Origin of the sequence: Brevibacillus laterosporus DSM 25 (assembly GCF_002706795.1) — a bacterium.
Lineage (GTDB): Bacteria > Bacillota > Bacilli > Brevibacillales > Brevibacillaceae > Brevibacillus_B > Brevibacillus_B laterosporus.
This window is the reverse complement of sequence record NZ_CP017705.1, coordinates 1,068,133-1,089,798: the sequence shown is the minus strand read 5'-3', so window position 1 is coordinate 1,089,798 and position 21,666 is coordinate 1,068,133. Positions and strand designations below refer to the sequence as shown.

Here is a 21,666-nt window from a genome sequence, read left to right as displayed (position 1 = left end):
AGAAAGCGAAACGCTCTAAAACAAATTTGGAGGAATGACAAGATGCCACAAGTTATCAAAGCAAAAGACCAAGCGATCACTGAGGAGATCGTAAAACGCCTAATCGGTAAGTTCGTTCACGTCCCTACTAACTTCCATGATGTTGCTACACCTACTGGCGCGACTACCAAGGTCAACGTTTGGTTCGCAGGTGTTGTGGCAGGGTACGAGAAGGCTGTCATCGGATTCGACTATGAGACAGGTGAGTTCAATGAGAAACCAAAGACCTTCTTCAACGTTCACCTGACTGATGGTATGGGCTATGTTCTGACCAATGACTACGACCTTGAGATCAACGAACTTACTGAAGAGGAGTTCACTCAACTGGTTGAAGAACACAAGGAAGCCCAGAATACCCCTGAGATCATCCTCCCTGAAACACCGAAACTACAACTTCTTGACGGTGACAAGTAATGCGCGTAACTAAACATGCTCCAGAGTTTGCTACTAAGACTTTTGCCGCCACCTCTGCGGGTGAGGTGGACGCGAAGATTGATGAGTGGCAGGACTCCAATCCAAATGCTCTTGTTCTAGGTATGGAGTTGTCGAGCCACTGGAACGAACTTAATCAACAAGTTGAGTACGTTGTACTAATGACATATCAGGTAGGTGAAAAAGATGGGGTGTGAAAATTGTGGTAAGAAAGGCAAGGTGCAAGAGGTTCATGGGTTCATTCCTTACAAACGTATGGATACTAGCCGCCCAGGTTTCAACAAAGAGAATCCACGCAATGCAGGGTACGACATGTTTGCGAGACTTGATAAACCTGTAAGTCTCGAACCTGGGGATGTGGCAGTTATTCCATTGAACGTAGCTACTGAGATTCCTGCGGAAGCGGTGGGGTTGTTGTTCCAACGTTCCTCTACGTACCGCAAATGGGAAGTGAAGCTAACCAACGGTGTCGGTGTAATGGACTCCCTGTTCTGCGGGGATGACGATGAGTGGGCGGCTGAGTTCAAGAACGAAAGCAACACACGTATCATCATTTATGACGGAGATAAGGTCTGCCAAGCCGTGTTTCTTCCATTATATATGAAGGAACTGTACGAAGTGGCAGGGTTGAGTAACGAAAATCGCGGCGGGTTCGGTACTTCATTCGATAATGCAAAGGAGCTAAGCAGATGAATCCAGTGATTGAGAATAACTTTATGTACCACGCTCCAAATGAGGAGCAACGAAAGGCTTTTGAGGAGTTACGTGAGCAGTACAAGCAGATGGCTTACACCATCGGGCGACTTTGCCCGAACTCCCGTGAACGCTCCACTGCAATGACCAACTTGGAAACATCCATGTTTTGGGCAAATGCTTCTATTGCCCGCAACGGGGCGGTGAGCTGATGAGTGTCAGTAAACCTACTTTCTATCCACTGGTGCCGCTCAACAGAAAGGGAACTCAGACGGGGCGATTCGACTCCCGCCGACCAAACGTTTCCCAGTCTCCTCGCTCAAGCAGTAATGGCTTCGGCAGTTACTACGACTCCCAATCGTCCCCGCCCTACTACGAAGACAACAGCAGTAGTTTCGGAAACGACAACTGCGAAGGGAACGACTCAGGTTCATCCGATAGCGGCTCTGAGTAAATTCAACCATTACAGGAGGTAACCAAATGTTCAAAATATTACTAGCATTATTCATGAAAGCACCTAAGCACCGCATGGCGCGGGCACAAGGAAAGGTCAACGCTCATCTGAAGACGTTTCAGAAAGCTCGGGACGGTATTGATGTAGCAATTGATGACCTTAATGCCGCTAAAGCAGAAGCATTGCGCCGTGAGGAAAAGCTGAAGGACAAGCTTAATGTCCTTAACACTGAGAAGTCGGGCATTGACCGTGAGATTGCACAGAACTCCAAGCTGATCTCTAAGTTTGATGAGTTCTTGACTAAGGAGGACTAACATGAGACTGATTGCGGTTGAGGGGATTGACGCAAGCGGTAAAGAAACTCAGGTCAACAAGCTGTACCTTGCCCTGAAAAACAAGGGGTACGATGTGGCAGTCGTGGGATTCCCCCGCTACCACACCCCAATTGGTCAGGTTCTCCTTGACTACTTCAAGGGAGAAACCTCCCTGACGACTGAAGCGGTTCATATGCTTCTCGAAGCAGACCGCCAGGACTTCATGGAAGACCTCTTGCTACTGGAAGAAACGGGCTGTGAGTACGTGATACTTGATCGGTTTACCCTGTCTAATCTAGCTTTTGGGGTTGCCCGTGGAGTTGAACTGGACTGGCTTCGCGGTCTCGCGGAGAAGGTTCGGCAACCCGACATCACGTTCATCTTGGACATCTCGGCAGAGACTTCGTTCAAACGTAAGGTTAATCGAGACATCCTTGAACAGGACGCTGATTTACAAAACAGGGCGCGGGTCGTGTATCAAACGTTGGCTCGTAGGCTGTCTGAGGAAGAAGATTACCTCGTTCATGTCATTGACGCGAACACGGCAACCCCTGATGCACTTCATGAGGTGCTGATGTCCCATATCGAAACGCTGTACCTGGGTGTACAGTACCCCGAGGTGGCGACTGAAGAATAACCACAGGAGGTGAGAACATACCTTGGTCGCTCGTAAAAGAATCGCAGTAGTCGCTACGGCGGCAATCGCATCCGTGGTGATGTACGGAGGTCTTACGACCCCTAAGGGAACAGAGAATGAGCCTGTGGCAAGTACTACCGTCACTGAATCGGTTCATAAAAGAGAGATTAGTCTCGCGCCTGTTGTTCCTCTGGTACCGCAGGTGGGAGCAGAGCCTAAGAAAGCTGAGACAGTTGAGATAGCTAAGAAAGTAGAGAAACACGAAGTAAAAGCCGCTGAGGTGGTCAAGAAGGATGTGTCGGATATTGTTCCCCCGTCACACGAAACTATCGCGGCGGTGCTTGAGAAGTACATCGAGATGCACCATGGGAAGGCAGTCAGTAGGGATAAACTTCTAAAGTATATATCCTGGGCTGATACCTACACCCAGGATACGGAGATCGACCCTCTATGGATTCTCGCCATGATGTGGCAGGAAAGCAGGTTCCTTGAAAAGAGCAAATCATCCCATGGAGCTATTGGACTCCTACAGATTCTCCCTAGCACCGCTAAGTCCTTCGGTGTAAGCCCTAGTGAGCTTAATGACCCCGAGACAAACATTGACACTTCCATCAAGTACCTGAGCTATCTGTTAGACAGGTATGATGGTAACCTCCGCACGACTACTATTGCTTACAACCAAGGAGAAGGTAATGTAGCGAGAGGTAAGGCACGTTCCTGGTATTACACCAGTGTGAAGAAGCACTACGACAAAATGGCTCGGATGCTTGAGGAAGCAAGACAAGACCGTTAGGTTTTCATGAAACTGCCATAACCTACGGTAAAGGCTTCATTACAACCAATCATTCCGAGGAGGATTTACCCCAATGGCAAACACAAACGAAGTTGTATACAAGAAAGACCTTGTAGCTGAACTAGCTGATAAGGAGAAAATTACAAAAGTGGAAGCGGAGCGGCGCATTGACATTGTGCTAGATATGGTGACTGATAAGCTCGAAAATGGCAAAGATGTCAAACTGGCTAACTTCTTCAACTTCTTCAATCGCAAGCGCAATGCGAAGAATGCGAAGAATCCACAGACAGGTGAAGACATGGTTATCAAGGCTACTAAGACAGTAGTCGCTAAGATGACAAAGCCACTTAAAGACCGCATCCAAGGCAAGAAGTAGACCTTCAAAGCCAATGGCGGGGGTTTGTTGAAATACAACGGACTCCCGCCATTTTTATACCCAAAAGACAACGAGGAGGGCACATATGGAGAACTACCCTGACCACATTACTGATAATTTAGCCGTTTCTAACAATTACTATTCGATGGATTTGACAGGTAATATCCACAGGTGCAAGGTGGACGAGAGTTTCCTCGGAGACTGTATGTTGGTAAACGAGAACCTAATATGGCACTCGGTTCATAAATACATCGGCAAGCCTGAAGCGATTGTCAGAAATCACTGTGTAGAGAAGGATGACATTCTTCAATTAGGTAGAATGGGGTTCATCAAAGCTGTTAAGGCTTTTGACACGGAGCGGGGCGTGAAATTCAGCTCATTTGCTGTAACAGCCATTGTAAGGGAGATCAGATGCTTCCTCCGAGACAGTGCCAGTATTATCCGCCCAACCCGCACGGCAAATGAGCTAATTAACCGAATCAATAGGGTAGAGTACGAAATGGGTTACCTTCCTAGCATCTCCGATATTGCTATGATGCTAGATGAGGATGAAGAGAAGATCACTAAAGCCCTTCGGGTAGGAAAAGGTGTAAAGTACCTTGATGAGCCTGTAGGGTCGGATATTCAACAATCTCAAGTGGTGACCCTTCTTGACATAATCGACAGCGGCGAGGGTATCGAGGATGGTGTAGTAGATAGAGTATATGTGGACGCTGTAATAGAGTCTGTGAAACGAAAGCTCAATGAGAAAGAACTTAGTGTTCTGAAACGAAGACTAGAAGGATTTAATCAGACTCAGACCGCTGACATTGAAGACATTAGCCAAATGAGAGTATCGAGAATTATGAGAAAGGTAGCTCGGATGCTTGATAGCCATGAATATGATGTCGGGGTATAAGCAGACTAGAACAAGGAAAATATTAGGGGGAAGGGATTGATACTGATGAGCGAGGACAGTCAGCAAGAGGGGCTAATGGTGGAGGATATTGTGGTTGATATGGGTCACAGTACGTTAATCGTAAGTGGGTCTCCTTCCCCTGAAGCCTGTGAGCGGTTCATTAAGATACTGTCGGAGATGAAAGCCGAACAGCGTTCTAATCGCATCAAAGCCTGATAAAACGCCCAATCTGATAGTTGTCAGATGGGCGTTTTTGTATTAAACTGAGGAAAGAATATACATGAGGAGTTAGTAAAAGAGCCAAGGAAGGGTGGTAGGGAGAACCTTGAGTAAGTATGAAAAACACGACATAAGGCACGTAGCCATCTACCTCCGTAAATCTAGGGGAGATGAAGATAAAGACCTAGATAAACACAGGGATGAATTGGTAGAACTGTGTTTACGGAATGATTGGCAGTATATCGAATACGCGGAGATCGGGACAGGGGATTCCATCCTCGCTCGTCCCAAAATGCAACAGCTTTTAGTGGACGTAGAAGCACAATCATTTGATGCTGTAGTGGTAATTCACTATGACCGACTCGGGCGGGGTGACAAGGTTGACCAATCCCGAATAGAGAAGACATTCGCTATGTCGGACACTCTTATCATCACCCCTCAGAAGGTATTTAACCTGAATGACGAGTCCGATATGATGCTCGCAGACTTCCAAGGGATGATCGCCCGCCAGGAGTACAAGGCAACGTCAAGACGTATGCGTGGTGGTAAGCGGCGGGGTGCTCTAGCGGGTAATTGGAGTAATGGAACGCCACCGTTCCCTTACATATATAATCGTTTAACAAAGAAAGCTGAACCTAGTGAGATCAACCTTCCAGTGTACCGTAACATGATCGAGAGTGTGCTCAACGGGTACACGACTACTGATATTGCCTGGGACTTAAATAAAAAGGGTATCCCCTCTCCACGCAATCAGCTTTGGACTCCTGAGGTAGTAAGACGCATCGTTTGCGATGAAGTTCACCTCGGGAAAGTCATTGTCGGTAAAAAGACAAAGCACCCAACGATGGGGACGATTATGCTGAAGCCTAAAGAAGAGTGGGTTGTCGTGAACAACGCTCACAAGGCAGTTAAGACTCAGCGAGAGCATGACAAGATCATGTTTATCATTAGCCGAGAGCGTGAAACCCCTAACGCAGGGAAAGCGGGAAAACACGCTTTCTCAGGGATAATAAGGTGCGCTATTTGTGGTAACACATTGGCGATACAGAAACGGTCTAACCGCCCCCATGACTTATTGAAATCTTGTAAACACTATGACCATTGGGGTAACCGATGCATTAATATGGGGAGTTCAATGGAGATCATCGAGGAGAACGTCTTACAAGCGATACTGCTTAAAGAGTTAGAGTTAGAGGAAGCCATCAAGAAGGGTGTGACTCTGGATGACATCCGCAACCTTCTGGCTATGTCTGAGAAGAAGCTTGAAGAAATCAAGGAGCAAGAGAAGGCGATAGATCGCATCTATAATGCCTACGAGAAAGGTGTTTACTCAGATGAAGTGTTCGCTGAACGGAAGGATAAGGCTGAAGCTGTTCTGTACAAGCTGACCCAAGAGTATGAGTTCATACAGAAAGAGTCAGATAATACACAGAATGCAAGGAACGAGGATATGCTCGTTACCATCAGAGAAGTTAGGGATATAATTACGGAAAGCAAAGACCCTAAAACATGCAATCGTGCTTACAAGTCAATCATCCACAGTATCATGTGGTCTAGGGAATCAATTGAATGTAAGCCAACGGTAAAAGTAAATTTTCTGTAGGGGTTTAGCGCGTCTAAACGGTCAAATTCTGACCTGTTGCTAGTTGGCTCTTTCAACGACATCACACGGAAGCGTTATCTTACCCATTTCAAAAGTAGGCTTTGGTTTTGCTTCTGGAGGTAGTGAATTCAAGATTACTGGAGATCATCATCCTGACCACAGCCATCCATTTGGTGGAGGTAGTGGTGGAGGTGTGTCTATTACTCCTGTTGCTTTTTTGGTTGTCGGTAAGCAAGGGGTTCGTTCTATTCCACTGGAAAACTCGACACATTTGTACGATCGCATCCTAGACTCCATTCCACAAATTGTGGATAAGTTCTCCGGTATGTGTAACAACAAGAAGAATCAAGGTGAGGAAAGCTGTTCACATACGGGAACATATACACACCAAGTGCAAGAAGATCTAGGGGATTTGCTAGATAAGCAATAAAATGTGGATATGTTTCACTGATAAAAAAGAGCCGTTGGGGGATCATCTCCTCAACAGCTCTTTTTTGCACTTCCAAATACCTGTATTACTGCTCTAGTTCAACTAGAAGATCCCCTACCTCAATGCTATCTCCTTCATTAACGTGTATAGCTTTAATTGTTCCGTCCGCAGGTGCTTGGAGGGTTGTCTCCATTTTCATTGCTTCACTAACAATTAAATTATGTCCACGGGAGATGGAATCGCCTGGTTTTACTAATACTTTTAGAATTTTACCTGGCATAGAAGCGCCAATATGGCCTGGATTCTTACGGTCAGCCTTTAAGCGTACCGAAGCCGATACTTGTGCAGATAGATCACGTACCGTAATAATACGGTTTTGGCCATTCAAATCAAAGTTTACTTTGCGGGTTCCGTCAGGGAGTACTTCTCCAATATTGTTGAGTTTAATAATTAAGGTCTTCCCTTGTTCAATCGTAACGGAGGTTTCTTCACCTAAACGCAAACCATAGAAGAAAGTTGACGTTTCTAAATTGGACAGGTCACCATATAGTTTGGTTGTTTGTTCATATTGTAGGAACACTTGTGGATACATGATGTAAGATAGAACTTCCAGATCATCCACCTTGCGTTCCGCTTTTTCTTCTACTTCTTGTTTTACCTTGTCAAAATCGATAGAGGAAAGCAATTCACCAGGTCGGCATGTAAATGCTTTTCGTCCTTTTAAAATAATATGTTGTAGCTTTTCTGGGAAACCATTAGGCGGTTGTCCTAGATAGCCTTGGAAGAATTGAATAACACTGTCTGGGAAATCAATTCGATCCCCTTTTTCATAAATGTTCTCTTCATCCAAGTCATTTTGGACCATAAACAGAGCCATATCACCAACTACTTTGGAAGAAGGTGTTACTTTTACAATATCGCCAAACATTTTATTGACAGTGCTGTACATTTTCTTTACTTCGTCCCAGCGACCTTCTAAACCAACGGCCTTTGCTTGTTGCTCTAAATTAGAATACTGACCACCTGGCATTTCGTGTTGGTAAATTTCAGCACTAGTGGATTTCATATCGCTGGCAAAACCTTGGTACATCGGGCGAACATCTTCCCAGTAATCCGATAGTTTATTGAAGCCGTCTAGATCAAGCTTTGTATCCCGTTCAGTTCCTTCTAGCAAGGCTACAAGGGCATTAAGGCTTGGTTGAGAGGTGAGACCAGACATAGAGCTTACAGAAGCATCTACAATATCTACCCCTGCTTCAATAGCTTTAACTAACGTAGCACCACCATTACCAGAACTGTCATGTGTATGCAGATGAATCGGAATGCCGATCTCCTGCTTCAGAGCATGGACAAGCTGATAAGCCGCATATGGTTTTAAGAGTCCTGCCATGTCCTTGATAGCAAGAATGTTGGCCCCTGCTTTTTCTAGCTGTTTGGCAAGCTCTATATAATAAGATAGGGAGTATTTTGTTCGATTTGGATCAAGAATATCGCCGGTATAACAAATGGCTGCTTCTGCGACCTTGCCTGATTCACGTACAGAATTAATGGCAAGCTCCATACCAGGCAACCAGTTTAGGCTGTCGAAAATACGGAATACATCAATCCCATTCTCAGCAGATGCTTTAATAAACGCTTTAACGCCATTGTCTGGGTAATTGGTGTAGCCAACTGCATTTGCTCCACGCAACAGCATTTGGAACAAGACATTTGGAATTTTTTCGCGTAACAGACGCAATCGTTCCCATGGTGATTCACTTAAGAAGCGCATGCTGGTATCGAATGTTGCACCGCCCCACATTTCCAAGGAAAATAAATCTCCGCCCATTTTACCCGTTGCTTCAGCGATAGCAAGCATATCGTAGGTACGTACTCTTGTAGCAAATAAGGATTGATGGGCATCCCGGAAGGTGGTATCTGTAAGCAAAACTTTATTTTGGGCTTGAATCCATTTTGTTAAGCCTTCAACGCCTTCTAGCTCCAAAATTTGTTTTGTACCGGCCGGATAAGGCTGGTCAAATGGTGTTTTTGGTACACGAGGAGAATGAAATAGCGGTTTCTCCTCTTTAGTTAGCCCAGGATAGCCATTAACTGAGATATTTCCAATATAATTAAGCAAACGTGTACCACGGTCTTGTACACCAGGGAATTTGAACAATTCCGGCTTTGAATCAATAAACGAGGTATTATAATTGCCTGATAAGAAATCAGGATGTGTCACCACGTTTTTCAAAAATGGTAGATTGGTCTTGACCCCGCGAATCCGAAATTCTCGTAAGCTACGTAGCATTTTACGTGAAGCTTGTTCAAACGTATTTGCATAGGTACAAATTTTAACAAGTAGGGAGTCATAGTATGGTGTAATAACAGCCCCAGGGTACCCATTGTTTCCGTCCAAACGTACGCCAAATCCTTCGCCAGAACGCCATGCCAGCAATTTCCCAGCATCAGGGATAAAGCCGTTTTCTGGATCTTCTGTCGTAACGCGACATTGGATGGCATAGCCGCTCATTGTAATGTCATCCTGCGAAGTAATACCTATTTGAGGATCGCTTAAATGTAAGCCTTCTGCTACACGGATTTGGGTTTGCACGATATCAATGCCAGTAATCAGCTCTGTAATCGTATGTTCTACCTGAATCCGTGGATTTACCTCAATAAAATAAAATTTATTATCTGGTGTGAGTAAAAACTCAACGGTCCCTGCATTTGAATAACCAGCCGTTTTCATTAAGGTTAGGGCGGCTTGGCAGATTTGTTCACGTAGCTCGTCAGAGAGTGTTGTACTTGGTGCTACTTCTACGACTTTCTGATGACGGCGTTGGATAGAGCAATCGCGTTCAAATAAGTGAACCAGATTACCATACTGATCTCCTATGATTTGTACTTCAATATGTTTTGGATTTTCTAGGTATCGTTCCAGATAAACCTCTGCGTTTCCAAAGGAAGAGTTGGCTTCTGAGCGGGCCCTTTCCAATCCTTCCTGCAATTCCTCTGGACCCCGAACAATTCGCATACCTCGACCGCCGCCGCCGGATACCCCTTTGATAATGATAGGGAAACCTGATTGACGCGAAAAATCTAAGGCTTCATCCAAAGATTCAATGGAGTCTTCCGTACCTGGGATGACTGGGATACCAGCCTCAATTGCCAGTTTACGGGCTTCTACTTTATCACCAAATTTTTTGATTAAATCTGAAGAGGGACCAATAAAAATAATTCCTTCTTCCTTACAACGACGAGCAAACTCCTCATTTTCCGATAAGAAACCATAACCGGGATGGATAGCATCGATATTGTGTCTCTTAGCAATCTCAATGATTCCCTCGATATCCAGATAGGCTTCAATTGGTCCTTTTCCCTCGCCAATTAAGTAGGATTCATCGGCTTTAAATCGATGTAGTGAAATATTGTCTTGCTCTGAGTAAATGGCAACAGTACGAATTGTTAACTCAGTAGCTGCGCGGAAAATGCGAATAGCAATTTCTCCACGGTTTGCTACTAGCAGTCTTTTAATTTTTCTCTGCTCCATGATTTTTCTCCCCTATCGGTATGTAAGTGGTAGGTCAACAACTCTATCATGTGCTTTCTTTCCATGATACAAAAAAACACTTGTATTTACATTATTTTTTGTACCATTTTTCTTGCCTTTTCAGCTAATGAGACAAATTCGTGACTTTATCTACAACTATACCCAAAAAAGGTAGTTTTGAACAAAACGATAAAGAAAGTTAATTTTTAGATTTTCATAAGGATGGTCAAAATAACTCAATTAGAGAGGAAACATACTTTTCTTCTCCTACGAAACATTATAAAATAGGTTAGCGTTAATCAAGAATCATAGATTGCACCGTTATGTAATGTGAATAGGAGAATACTTATTATGAAACTAATGATCGTGGTGGTGGTTACCATGTTGATTAGCTGTGTAGAAACGGTGTCCTATGCTGCACGACTTTCCGGTGCACGTACAGGAAAAATTGGTGCTTCTACTTCGCTTTTCAACATATTGGTGTTATTCGCCCGGTTTGCTGTTATGAGTCAGTCCATTCTGTTGGCCTCGATGCTTGAAGCTGTTACTCGTTTTAAGGATAAGATTCCATTCATGAACTACGAGGAATTAATTAATGATTTGTTAATAAATTTTCGCATTGTTTTGTTTGGAATGAGCATGGGTATCGTGTTGGGGATGTTTCTGTTGCCTACAGTTGCACGTGTGCTAGCCATTGGTACACGTAAATTGGATAAGCATGGTAGTGTTCCTAAAATTTTTCGTAGAGAAGGCATCCTGCGTCTATTTTGGAAAATGCCCTCCCAATTTTGGATTCCATCGTTTCGAAATAATTGGCAGATTATAAAAGAAACCCGTATAGGTGCTAATTTCTTTTGGATGAATGCCATTATTTTTTCATTCTATTCCATTGCTATCCTATCATCGCTGTATGCAGGGGTCCTCGTGCCCGATCATCGTACGGTAGCGAACCAAATGGCTACGGTCATTAATGGAGTGGGAACCATTTTATTGGTTATTTTTGTTGACCCGATCTGTTCAAAGCTACTCGATGATGTAGTTAGTGATGCACGACCTTATAAGGATTTAAAGGTTACGGTATTTCATCTCGGTGCTGGACGGTTACTGGGTACAGTAATTGCACAAGTTTTACTATTTCCATTTGCCTACTTGATATCACTCATTGCACCACATATTTAGGAAGAACAAGAATAGTACTACTTGGAATGCCCGAAACGGCTGTTAGGTGCTTCCTCTTACTAGCAGTATATAAGTGTGACCTTCACAGCGCAATTCCTCCCAAAATGGGGAATGCGCTTTTTTTGCTGTTTATCTGATGAAGTCCACAAAGGGCATAAAATTTCTACTAGACGTGAAAAAAGGCAGTATTTAGGAGGGTTTTTAAATAGCAAATAAACTCCTGCCTATGTTAGGTAGTGGAAGCCAGATGATAAAATTAAAATAATCTGATCCTGATATGGATGGTGTATTTTGCATGAAACGGTTTACCGGTTCTTTTTTTTGTCCAAATTAGGGAGAGGAGGGAATCATATGGACCTGCTTAGAAGAGAGCCAGTGGAGATTTGGAGACTACTTATTCCACGAAAACAGTGGTTATTTGCTCAAGATACTGATCCCAGCGAATTTATTTTTGGCTATCGAGGTAAAGTGTATGTAGTAAACGAGGATGGTTCTGTGATTTCACTACCTAGACCCCTACAAATAGATCGGATGAGTGTTGTTCAACTACTCGATTTAATGGTGATGGGCTCGGGTACATTTGATTACGATGATAATGGCATTTTTGATGTGGGTGGTGTGTTGAAGGATATGGGCTATATGGCGGCCATTGGATCGGAGAAGTATGATTATCATGTAGAGATTGTTAATACTCTTGATCCAGATACGATGAGTAGCCGCTATACTCTAAAGGGTGTAAGCTTCACATTTGCCTTATATCACGCTATCCTGCGATGTCATGAGTTAAATCTAAAAAGTGACGGGCTATTTGAACATGAAGTGAAAGAAATCGTAAAGATTGAACCTAGAAAACATAGATCGAAACGCTATTTACATTAAGAATTACATTTTTAAACGTTTTGATAGTGAAATGTTTCATAAAAACATGTATGATAATTGTACTACATAGTTACAAAGTTAGAGGAGGGTTACCTATGTCTACAATTGAACGTCAAGGTGTCGTTACTTTTAAAGACCAACCAGTTACACTACTAGGTCCAGAAATTAAAGTGGGAGATACAGCTCCTGAGTTTTCCGTGCTTGCAAACAACCTAAGCCCAGTTACACTGGCTGATTCCAAAGGTACGATTCGTCTTATTTCTGTAGTGCCATCCTTAGATACAGGTGTTTGCGATCAACAAACTCGCCGTTTCAACGAAGAGGCAGCTAAATTAGACAATGTAACAATTCTGACCGTTTCTGTAGATTTGCCATTTGCCCAAGCACGTTGGTGTGGAGCTGCTGGCATTGATAAGGTTCAAACTGTATCTGATCATCGTGATCTTTCTTTCGGTTTGGCTTACGGTGTAGCTATTAAGGAACTTCGTTTATTGTCCCGCGCAGTATTCGTTGTAGATTCTAATGATAAAGTTGTTTACGTAGAATATTTGCCAGCAGTAGGCCAGCATCCTAATTACGAAGCAGCAATCGAAGCGGTAAAAGCAGCGAAATAAGGAAGGGAACATTCGCTGTTTCTTTTTTCATAAAGGAAATAAAAAAGTCTTCTCAATTAGAGAGGGCTTTTTTCGTTTGAAAAAGTTAAGTGCGATAAAAAAATTTTAGCATTTAAGAATAATGGTTCTCTATGGTTTTTTTGTATGAATAAATGATAACAATTGGCAAAAATGTTGACTTTTATAGATGTGCTACCCCATAATATGGATAAAATTGTTTTTATAAAATTTTAATTTATCACATAATTCATTCTACTACTCGTGCAAAGCAGGTGACCTATGGAGAAAAAACAGACCGAACCTTTGCTGGAAATCTCTAACCTAGAAGCTGGCTTCCGTATTAACAAACAATTTTACAATGCGGTAGATGGTGTTTCCTTTACGGTTGATCCTGGCAAAGTGATTTGTATCGTTGGAGAATCAGGTTGCGGAAAAAGCGTCATGTCTTTATCCATTATGGGATTGTTACCAAAAGAAACAGGAAAAGTGGCAAATGGAAGCATTCTTTTCCAAAATAAAAATTTGGTGGGACTCCCAGCAGATGAATTGAATAAAATACGTGGAAAAGAGCTGGGAATGATCTTTCAAGAACCTATGACAGCATTAAACCCCGTGTTTACGATCGGATTCCAGATAGAAGAGGTTTTGTTTAATCATCTGAAAATTTCGAAAAATGAGGCAAGAAGTCGTTCCATTGAATTGCTCTCACATGTTGGAATCCCACGACCAGAAAAACTTGTAGACCAATATCCTCATCAACTATCGGGAGGAATGAGGCAACGTGTCATGATCGCCATGGCCATTGCATGTCAGCCAAAGCTACTGATTGCCGATGAACCTACTACTGCATTGGATGTGACGATTCAGGCACAGATTTTAGAACTATTACGTGACATTCAATCCAAGAGTGGGATGTCTGTCATGCTGATTACACATGATTTGGGAGTAGTAGCTGAGATGGCAGATGAAGTGATGGTTATGTATGCCGGTAAAATTGTGGAGCAAGGTAGTGTAGAACAAATTTTTTATGAGCCAAAGCATCCATACTTACAGCTGTTGTTAGAGTCTATTCCTAAATTGGATGAAAATAAAGACCGACTATATTCCATAAAGGGAATAGTGCCATCACTGGTCAACATGCCAAGGATAGGATGCAGATTTGCTTCCCGATGTCCAAAAGTCATGCCAGAGTGCACCGCGGTCTCGCCAGAGCTAGGTGATATTGGTGATTCACATAAAGTGCGTTGCCTACTTTACCCTCAAAGCCAACCTAACGAAATTGCGGAGGCGTCGCTATGAACCAAACCACTGCTCATACAAAAACAAAAGCTTTGCTAGAAGTCAAGAATCTTAAAAAATATTATCCAATCACAGGTGGCTTATTTAAACGAAAAATTGGTGAAGTGAAGGCAGTAGACGATATTTCATTTGTGCTAAGAGATGGAGAAACACTTGGACTGGTAGGGGAATCAGGCTGTGGAAAATCGACAGCAGGACGTACCATCTTGCGGCTAACGGACCCGACAGCCGGTAGCATTTACTTTGATAATAACGACATTACAAGCATGAAAGGAAAACAGCTATGGGATACTCGTCAACATATGCAAATGGTTTTTCAAGATCCCTACGCTTCGTTAAATCCTAAGATGATGGTAGGACATTTGGTGGCTGAACCAATCCGTAATTACACCAATCGGACGGAAAAAGATATAAAAGCTGAGGTTATGGAGCTACTTATACGTGTCGGGTTACCAGAAGAGGCTTATTATAAATATCCTCATGAATTCTCTGGTGGTCAACGTCAACGGGTTGGGATTGCAAGAGCACTGGCGTTAAAGCCTAAATTAATTTTGGCAGACGAGCCTGTTTCGGCTTTAGATGTATCAGTCCAATCACAAGTGTTGAATCTTTTGCAGGATTTACAGGAAGAATTCAAATTATCCTATTTGTTTATAGCTCATAACTTAAGTGTTGTTAAACATATCAGTGATCGGATAGGGGTTATGTATCTCGGGCGATTGGTTGAAGTAACCGATAAGCATAGCTTGTATAAAGAGCCATTACATCCATACACACAAGCGCTACTATCTACAATTCCTGTTCCTGATCCACGAGCTAGATTCAACCGAGAGCGAATTATTTTACAAGGAGATGTTCCTTCACCTGAGAAGCCTCCTGCTGGCTGTGCTTTTCATCTTCGCTGTCCATATGTAAAGCAGGAGTGTAAAGAGATAAAACCGAGCTTGAAGGAGGTGAGCGAAGGACATCAAGTTGCTTGCCATTTATATTAGTCAACTAACTTTAATTAGAATAAAATAAGGGGGATTATTACATGAAAAAGAAAAATACAGTTGTTTTGTCAGCTTTTTTAGCTCTATCAATGGGCATAGTAGGGTGTTCTAAGCCAGCGGATACAACACAAACCAAACCAACTGAGCCAACACAAGCGGCTACCACTGAACAACAACCTAAAGATGGTGGAAAAATTGTCTATGCCTATGAAAGCCCGTTTCAAGGCTTATTGGATCGTGGTTTTTATGAAGGGGATGACGATGATCGAATCCTGCGCTTTATGATGGACCCCTTGCTAGATACAGGAGATGATTTGAAAACCTATTCGAAGATCGCTTCCTGGAAAGAAAGTCCTGACCACTTAACCTATACGTTTACCCTTAAAAAGGGCGTAAAGTGGCACAATGGTGATGAGTTGACGGTTGAGGACTGGTTATATGCCTTTGAGGTAATAGGACATAAGGACTATAAAGGATCACGCTATTCGAATGTAAAAATGATTGCAGGAATGGATGAATATAATAAGGGAGTTGCAAAAACCATTTCTGGTGTAAAAATTATTGATCCGTACAATATTGAAATCAAAATTAAAAAACCTATGGTAAATTTCTTAGATAATATTTGGTCGAATCCAATGCCGAAAAAATATTATGCAGGCATCTCTGTAAAAGACCTACCAAATTCTCCAAAGGTTCGTCAGCAGCCGATCGGACTTGGACCATTTAAAGTGAAAAAAATTCAACCAGGTGAGTTTGTTGAACTAGAGCGTTTTGATGATTACTGGCAAGGCAAACCTCGTTTGGATGGTGTTATATATAAAGTCATTGACGGAAAATTAGCAAATAGCTTGTTGAAAAAAGGCGAAGTTGACATTATGGCAATTCCGCGTTCCCAGGTTAAAGAGATAGAAAAAAATGATAATTTGATATTGAAAGAAGTGGATGAGCTAGCGTATAGCTATATTGGATTTAAGCTAGGTCATTGGGATGAAAATAAAAAGGTAAATGTGATGGATAATCCAAAATTTGCTGATAAGCGGTTACGTCAGGCGATGGCCTATGCGCTGGACCGTAAAGCGTTGGCTGATGCCTTTGAAAATGGTAAGGCTGTACCACTTAACTCACCAATGCCACCTGTGAGCTGGGCAAAGGTTCCTGCTGACCAAATTAATGCGTACGAATACAATCCTGAGAAAGCAAAACAGCTATTAGACGAGGCTGGATATAAGGATATTAATGGGGATGGATTCCGGGAAGATCCGCAAGGTAAGAAATTCACAATTAATTATGATGCGATGACACGTGACGAGACTGCCGAACCTCGGGCACAAGCAGTGATGCAATTCTGGAAAGAGGTAGGTTTAGATGCAAAGCTAAATGGTGGAGCATTAAAAGAATTTAACCTATTCTATCGAACAGTCGAAAAAGATGAGCCAAGTGTTGAGGTGTTTGCTGGAGCTTGGGCTCTGGCAAATGATCCTGATCCCACAGGTTTATGGAAAATAGATGCTTTCTGGAATTTCCCTCGATGGGTAAATGCGGAATCAGACAAATTGATTGAAGAAGGAATTAGTGAAAAGGCGTTTGATGAAAATTACCGTAAAGAAGTTTATTTTAAATGGCAAAAACTAGTCAACGAAGAAGTGCCGATGATTATCTTGCACGCTCGTAAGGATATTACCGCGTATAACAAACGTCTACAAGGCGTTCACACCAACTCCTTTACCAACCAGATAGATACACATAAATGGTGGGTTACCAACTAATACAGCTGTAGAACAAGGGGAGTGTACGAATGGTTGCGTTTGCGCTGCGGAGATTTTTTACCATGATTCCAATTTTGATTCTGATCTCCATTGCGGTGTTCACCCTGGCAAAATTAATGCCAGGGGACGCCCTTTCGGGGAAGATTGACCCTAATAATGCCAATCCTGAGTATATAGCCAAAATGCGAGAATCACTCGGATTTAACGATCCGATTCCTGTTCAATATGGACGCTGGGTGGGTGGCTTTTTACAAGGAAATTTAGGTGATTCATTCAATCATAAAATGCCAGTTACTCAGCTAATTGGTGAACGGTTACCTAATACCATTTTTCTGATGAGTATGTCCTTGATTTTTACTTATCTGGGCGCTTTGGTGATGGGGATGATTGCAGCACGGCGTCGTTTTACATGGATAGATAATATCATTGTGACGCTAAATTATGTTGGATATGCCATTCCATCGTTCTTTGCAGCTATTGTGTGCATATATGTGTTTGCCATTTTATTGGGCTGGGTACCCGCGAGCGGTTCCATCGGCGTGGATGTTGATCAGGGAACCCTATCTTACTATTTGAGCAAAATAGGACATACGATTTTGCCTGCTACTGTACTAGGTCTATTTAATACGGCTGCCTATACACAATTTTTGCGCAACGACATTATCGAAGGAAGCGGCAAGGATTATGTACGTACAGCAATGGCAAAAGGCACAGGTGAAACAGCTATTTATAACAAGCATATTTTGCGCAACTCTCTTATCCCGATGGTAACATTTCTAGGACTTGATATTGGTAACCTACTTGGGGGAGCGGTAATAGTCGAAACCATCTTTACTTATCCTGGACTGGGACAACTCTTTATCAACTCCGTTAACAACCGAGATTATTCTGTCGTTATGTCGATCACTATGCTGCTAACCTTTATGGCGCTATTAGGAAACCTGATAGCGGATTGGTTGTACAGTGTCGTTGATCCTCGGATACGATTGAAATAGGGAGGAAAGAGGTATGGAACCCGTAATTACAACTAACAGTCCAGAGGCTTCTGCTCATCAGGGGAAGCGTCGGGGAACTTCTCCATGGGCTATCGGAATGCGCAAGTTTACAAAAAATAAGCTGGCAATCGCTAGTATCATTTTTCTAGCATTGATCTTTCTAATCTGTTTTTTAGCAGACTTTTTGACTCATTATGATCCCATTAAGATTGATATCCGCAATTTGAACCAAGCCCCTAGTTCTGAGCATTGGCTAGGTACAGATAAAGGGGGACGTGATGTTTATACACGCCTTTTATATGGTGGACAAATTTCGCTCACTATTGGTCTCTCCATTACCTTATTTGTCGTGATCTTCGGTACCCTAATAGGGTCTATGGCTGGTTACTTTGGCGGAGTGGTGGACAATTTACTTATGCGTTTTACGGATTTTATTATTACATTTCCGTTTCTCATTTTCGTTATCGTATTAAACTCAGTCTTTACGGCCTCGGGTGTATTGACACTTATTACAGTGGTCAGTGTACTTAGTTGGGGGTCTACCGCGAGGATGGTACGCGGAAAGATTTTAGCAGAAAAAGAGAACGAATATGTGCATAGTGCTGTCTCAATTGGATGTACGCCCGCACAGGTTATTATCAAGCATATTTTACCTAATGTTATCTCCACTATCATTGTACAAGGGGTTTATCTGTTGGCTTCCATGATCGTAGTAGAGACAGGGCTTAGCTTCTTAGGATTTGGTGTTCCTTCTAACGTACCATCGTGGGGGAATATCATGTCAGATGCAGTCTCTCCAGAAGTAATTGAACAACAATGGTGGATTTGGCTACCAGCAGGTGCTTGTATTACGTTGACAATTTTGGCGATTAACTTCGTAGGAGAAGGATTAAAAGACGCTTTTAATCCGAAATCACTACGCTAGCAAAATACACAACTATCTTAGACGAAGCTCTTCTTGCACTGTTTTCTCTTTAGAGGACGCAGAGTGAGGAGGGCTTTTGTGCTATACTAACGGTAATCATTTCTCAGAGCGAGGATATAAATATGAAAGAGCTGTTATTACGTTTTCATGCAAGTGAGCAACAAGCAGGGCGAAGTTTGCGAGAGGTTCTACAAAAAGACTACGAGATATCTCGTAAACTGTTGATCCGAGCTAAATTCAGTGGTGAAATACAGATAAATGGAGAGCTTGCTTTTGTAACAAGAATTGTAGAAGCAGGAGATATTATTACGATCTGGATGGATGAGGAAGAATCTGAAAATCTTGAGCCCGAGGCAATGGATTTACAGATTCGATATGAAGACGAGGATGTTTTAGTACTAGCTAAGCCTCCCGGAATAGTAGTCCACCCTACTGGCATGCATGTAACAGGTACCTTGGCAAATGGTGTCATACATTACTGGAAGCAAAAGGGGGAACGTCGTAAATTTCGTCCAGTGAGTAGATTAGATAAGGATACCACTGGGCTAATTATTATTGCTAAAAATCAGTGGGCGCATGACCGATTCTCACGTATGCAAAAAGATCGAAGCTTAAAAAGACGTTACCAAGCTCTCGTTCATGGATGTGTAACCACGCAAAGTGGAGTAGTTGATGCACCAATTGGCCGCAAAGAGGGGTCCATTGTAGAGCGGGAGGTTCGCCCAGATGGACAGCAGGCGGTGACACACTATCAAGTGTTACAAAGCTCAGATGACATAAGCCATATTCAGCTACAATTAGAAACAGGACGAACACATCAGATACGTGTCCATATGAGTTATTTAGGTTATCCATTGCTTGGAGATGATCTATATGGAGGAAGACGTGAGCTCATTGCAAGACAAGCGTTACATGCCTTTGAGCTACGATTTAAACATCCACGAACTGGTGAAGAAATATATCTAACAGAGCCACTTCCAGAAGATATGCAGAAAATCGTAGAATGTTCAGAATAGTTCTAGTCAAAGTAAAGCATTTGCTTTATTATGGAAGAAGGAGGGGGGAGGGATCATGGCAAATGTGCCCCTACCTCGTTATACCGACGACGCTTACATTTTAGCCACAGGATTTGCTCAATTACCTAAGGGAACACCTTTGACAGATACCCAAAAGATGTTTGCCTGTTCGTTAGTGATTGATAGTCGAACGGACCAAGTAGTTGATGCATCATTTACTTTTTTAATGGGGTTAAATGAAGAGTTTATTCGGGGATTGGTAATCGGTGTATGCTTGCCATTAGAATGGGATAAGCTACAGGCAACCATTCGCAAACGAGCTTTGGTACCGACACAAGGGACAGTGTTGCAAGCTCTCCGCTCTGCACTGGATCGATATTTGGAAGGTAAGCAATGAGTAACACATAAATCTTAGATATCTTGAATATGTAATAAGATAGCAGAGAGGCACTGGGTGTTTATGGGGAATAAATCCTAAGAAGATTTTTCTCAATGAAGTAGACATAAGCCAGTTGCTCATACTGCCATACAATAAGTGACTCGAAAGGAGGATTCCTTTTGGTTTTTCTTGTGTGGTTTTATGTGCAACTGGTTTTTTTGTTTATGTATAAAATAGGAGGTGAAGTCATGAAATTAGTTAGTTATCAACGAAAAGTAGAAATTACATCGGTAGGAAATCAGTTAGAATGGCGTGCTGGCTTGTATGTAGGTAAGGGAATAATCGACATAGCTCATGCAGTGAAAGGTGCTCCATCTACCATGCAGGGTGTATTAGACGAATGGGACAAATGGTACCCATGTTTACTTGAACAACAGCGAGTAGAGTATGGCGGTTTTATTTCTATGGAAGAGGTACAGCTTGGTGCTCCTATCCCTCGACCGCCCAGTTTCCGAGATTTTTATGCCTTTGAGCAGCATGTAAAAACGTGTCGGCAGCGTCGAGACCTTGAGATGGTCCCTGAGTGGTATCAGTTACCTGTCTTTTATTTTTCAAATCCAGCTGCGTTTGTGGGTACAGAAGCTAGTATCACTATCCCCAAGCAAACGATGTCTTTGGATTACGAGTTAGAGATCGCTTGTGTCATTAGTAAAAAAGGGATTGATATACCCATAGAAAAAGCAGACGAGTATATCGCTGGCTTTATGATTCTAAATGACTGGAGTGCACGCGATATTCAACGAGAAGAAGTGAAAGTGGGGCTTGGTCCTGCCAAGGCAAAGGATTTTGCAACCTCCACGGGTCCTTGGTTAGTTACTGTTGATGAACTACAAGGCCGCCTTATCCCCTCCTTAAAAGGCAATCGCTATGATTTACAAATGACGGCGAGCATAAATGGCAAAAAGTACTCACAGGGAAACTTTGTAGATATCTATTATACATTTGCCCAAATGATTGCCCGTGCTTCCGAAGCTTGTTTTTTGTACCCTGGAGATGTTATCGGCTCGGGCACGGTAGGTAGTGGATGCTTGTTAGAATTAGGCGGTGGAGAACAGTACAATTGGCTACAGCCAGGAGATGTTGTTGAATTGGAAATCGATCATCTGGGTACGTTGCGCAATACTATTATAGAAAAATAAGGG

General features: G+C 42.7%; 25 protein-coding genes. 24 read left to right on the top strand and 1 reads right to left on the bottom strand.

Annotated elements, in window-relative coordinates:
• The first annotated feature begins 42 nt into the window (after nt 1–42).
• The 13 genes from BrL25_RS05155 (at nt 43) to BrL25_RS05100 (ending at nt 6,888) form a co-directional block, all read left to right on the top strand.
• A complete protein-coding gene (locus BrL25_RS05155) occupies nt 43–453 on the top strand; it encodes a hypothetical protein (RefSeq protein ID WP_018671688.1) in 411 nt (136 codons plus the stop codon).
• The gene (locus tag BrL25_RS05150) at nt 453–668 is read left to right on the top strand and encodes a hypothetical protein (protein ID WP_018671689.1); all 216 of its coding nucleotides are present in this window, start codon (nt 453–455) and stop codon (nt 666–668) included. The genes BrL25_RS05155 and BrL25_RS05150 overlap by 1 nt, the downstream gene beginning before the upstream one ends.
• On the top strand, nt 658–1,164 hold the full coding sequence (locus BrL25_RS05145; protein WP_018671690.1) for a dUTP diphosphatase: 507 nt from the start codon (nt 658–660) through the stop codon (nt 1,162–1,164). Before BrL25_RS05150 ends, BrL25_RS05145 begins: the two co-directional genes overlap by 11 nt.
• Nucleotides 1,161–1,376 carry an Acb2/Tad1 domain-containing protein gene (locus BrL25_RS05140; protein ID WP_018671691.1) on the top strand — a complete coding sequence of 72 codons (216 nt, stop codon included), beginning with the start codon at nt 1,161–1,163 and terminating at the stop codon, nt 1,374–1,376. The genes BrL25_RS05145 and BrL25_RS05140 overlap by 4 nt, the downstream gene beginning before the upstream one ends.
• Before the next feature lie 3 nt (nt 1,377–1,379).
• The gene (locus BrL25_RS24665) at nt 1,380–1,640 is read left to right on the top strand and encodes a hypothetical protein (RefSeq protein WP_155803030.1); all 261 of its coding nucleotides are present in this window, start codon (nt 1,380–1,382) and stop codon (nt 1,638–1,640) included.
• A 4-nt stretch (nt 1,641–1,644) separates the two neighbouring features.
• Nucleotides 1,645–1,932 carry a hypothetical protein gene (locus BrL25_RS05135; RefSeq protein WP_018671692.1) on the top strand — a complete coding sequence of 96 codons (288 nt, stop codon included), beginning with the start codon at nt 1,645–1,647 and terminating at the stop codon, nt 1,930–1,932.
• 1 nt (nt 1,933) lies between these two features.
• Complete coding sequence (gene tmk, locus BrL25_RS05130; RefSeq protein WP_018671693.1) at nt 1,934–2,569, top strand: dTMP kinase; 636 nt, start codon at nt 1,934–1,936, stop codon at nt 2,567–2,569.
• A gap of 22 nt (nt 2,570–2,591) precedes the next feature.
• A complete protein-coding gene (locus tag BrL25_RS05125) occupies nt 2,592–3,362 on the top strand; it encodes a lytic transglycosylase domain-containing protein (RefSeq protein WP_018671694.1) in 771 nt (256 codons plus the stop codon).
• 73 nt (nt 3,363–3,435) lie between these two features.
• Entirely contained in the window at nt 3,436–3,738 is a 303-nt protein-coding gene (locus BrL25_RS05120) for an HU family DNA-binding protein (RefSeq protein WP_018671695.1), read from the top strand.
• A gap of 85 nt (nt 3,739–3,823) precedes the next feature.
• Nucleotides 3,824–4,636, top strand: a complete 813-nt coding sequence (locus tag BrL25_RS05115; RefSeq protein ID WP_018671696.1) for a sigma-70 family RNA polymerase sigma factor — start codon at nt 3,824–3,826, stop codon at nt 4,634–4,636.
• A 36-nt stretch (nt 4,637–4,672) separates the two neighbouring features.
• Nucleotides 4,673–4,852: a hypothetical protein gene (locus BrL25_RS05110; RefSeq protein WP_018671697.1), complete on the top strand. Its 180-nt coding sequence runs from the start codon at nt 4,673–4,675 to the stop codon at nt 4,850–4,852.
• Between the two features lie 109 nt (nt 4,853–4,961).
• Nucleotides 4,962–6,458: a recombinase family protein gene (locus tag BrL25_RS05105; RefSeq protein WP_018671698.1), complete on the top strand. Its 1,497-nt coding sequence runs from the start codon at nt 4,962–4,964 to the stop codon at nt 6,456–6,458.
• Between the two features lie 43 nt (nt 6,459–6,501).
• Nucleotides 6,502–6,888 (top strand): spore germination protein GerW family protein, encoded by a 387-nt coding sequence (locus BrL25_RS05100; protein WP_236848093.1) that lies wholly within the window; start codon nt 6,502–6,504, stop codon nt 6,886–6,888.
• An 85-nt stretch (nt 6,889–6,973) separates the two neighbouring features.
• Here the strand turns inward: BrL25_RS05100 and pyc are convergent, their stop codons facing one another.
• A complete protein-coding gene (gene pyc / locus BrL25_RS05095) occupies nt 6,974–10,420 on the bottom strand; it encodes a pyruvate carboxylase (RefSeq protein ID WP_018671700.1) in 3,447 nt (1,148 codons plus the stop codon).
• 351 nt (nt 10,421–10,771) lie between these two features.
• Here pyc and BrL25_RS05090 point away from each other — a divergent pair, with 351 nt between their 5' ends.
• From BrL25_RS05090 to BrL25_RS05040, 11 genes are all read left to right on the top strand, one after another.
• Complete coding sequence (locus BrL25_RS05090) at nt 10,772–11,599, top strand: lipid II flippase family protein (protein ID WP_018671701.1); 828 nt, start codon at nt 10,772–10,774, stop codon at nt 11,597–11,599.
• A gap of 351 nt (nt 11,600–11,950) precedes the next feature.
• Entirely contained in the window at nt 11,951–12,478 is a 528-nt protein-coding gene (locus BrL25_RS05085; RefSeq protein ID WP_018671702.1) for a hypothetical protein, read from the top strand.
• A gap of 95 nt (nt 12,479–12,573) precedes the next feature.
• Complete coding sequence (gene tpx, locus BrL25_RS05080) at nt 12,574–13,092, top strand: thiol peroxidase (RefSeq protein ID WP_018671703.1); 519 nt, start codon at nt 12,574–12,576, stop codon at nt 13,090–13,092.
• A gap of 279 nt (nt 13,093–13,371) precedes the next feature.
• The gene (locus BrL25_RS05075) at nt 13,372–14,391 is read left to right on the top strand and encodes an ABC transporter ATP-binding protein (RefSeq protein ID WP_018671704.1); all 1,020 of its coding nucleotides are present in this window, start codon (nt 13,372–13,374) and stop codon (nt 14,389–14,391) included.
• Nucleotides 14,388–15,383: an ABC transporter ATP-binding protein gene (locus tag BrL25_RS05070; RefSeq protein ID WP_018671705.1), complete on the top strand. Its 996-nt coding sequence runs from the start codon at nt 14,388–14,390 to the stop codon at nt 15,381–15,383. The genes BrL25_RS05075 and BrL25_RS05070 overlap by 4 nt, the downstream gene beginning before the upstream one ends.
• Nucleotides 15,384–15,424: 41 nt before the next feature.
• Nucleotides 15,425–17,149: an oligopeptide ABC transporter substrate-binding protein gene (gene opp4A, locus BrL25_RS05065; protein ID WP_018671706.1), complete on the top strand. Its 1,725-nt coding sequence runs from the start codon at nt 15,425–15,427 to the stop codon at nt 17,147–17,149.
• A 29-nt stretch (nt 17,150–17,178) separates the two neighbouring features.
• A complete protein-coding gene (opp4B, locus tag BrL25_RS05060) occupies nt 17,179–18,144 on the top strand; it encodes an oligopeptide ABC transporter permease (protein ID WP_018671707.1) in 966 nt (321 codons plus the stop codon).
• 13 nt (nt 18,145–18,157) lie between these two features.
• Nucleotides 18,158–19,069: an oligopeptide ABC transporter permease gene (opp4C, locus tag BrL25_RS05055; protein WP_018671708.1), complete on the top strand. Its 912-nt coding sequence runs from the start codon at nt 18,158–18,160 to the stop codon at nt 19,067–19,069.
• A 122-nt stretch (nt 19,070–19,191) separates the two neighbouring features.
• The gene (locus BrL25_RS05050) at nt 19,192–20,085 is read left to right on the top strand and encodes an RluA family pseudouridine synthase (RefSeq protein ID WP_018671709.1); all 894 of its coding nucleotides are present in this window, start codon (nt 19,192–19,194) and stop codon (nt 20,083–20,085) included.
• A 55-nt stretch (nt 20,086–20,140) separates the two neighbouring features.
• Nucleotides 20,141–20,482, top strand: coding sequence for a DUF3870 domain-containing protein (locus tag BrL25_RS05045; protein ID WP_018671710.1), 342 nt, complete (start codon nt 20,141–20,143; stop codon nt 20,480–20,482).
• A 230-nt stretch (nt 20,483–20,712) separates the two neighbouring features.
• Complete coding sequence (locus BrL25_RS05040) at nt 20,713–21,663, top strand: fumarylacetoacetate hydrolase family protein (protein WP_026315157.1); 951 nt, start codon at nt 20,713–20,715, stop codon at nt 21,661–21,663.
• Nucleotides 21,664–21,666: the final 3 nt, after the last annotated feature.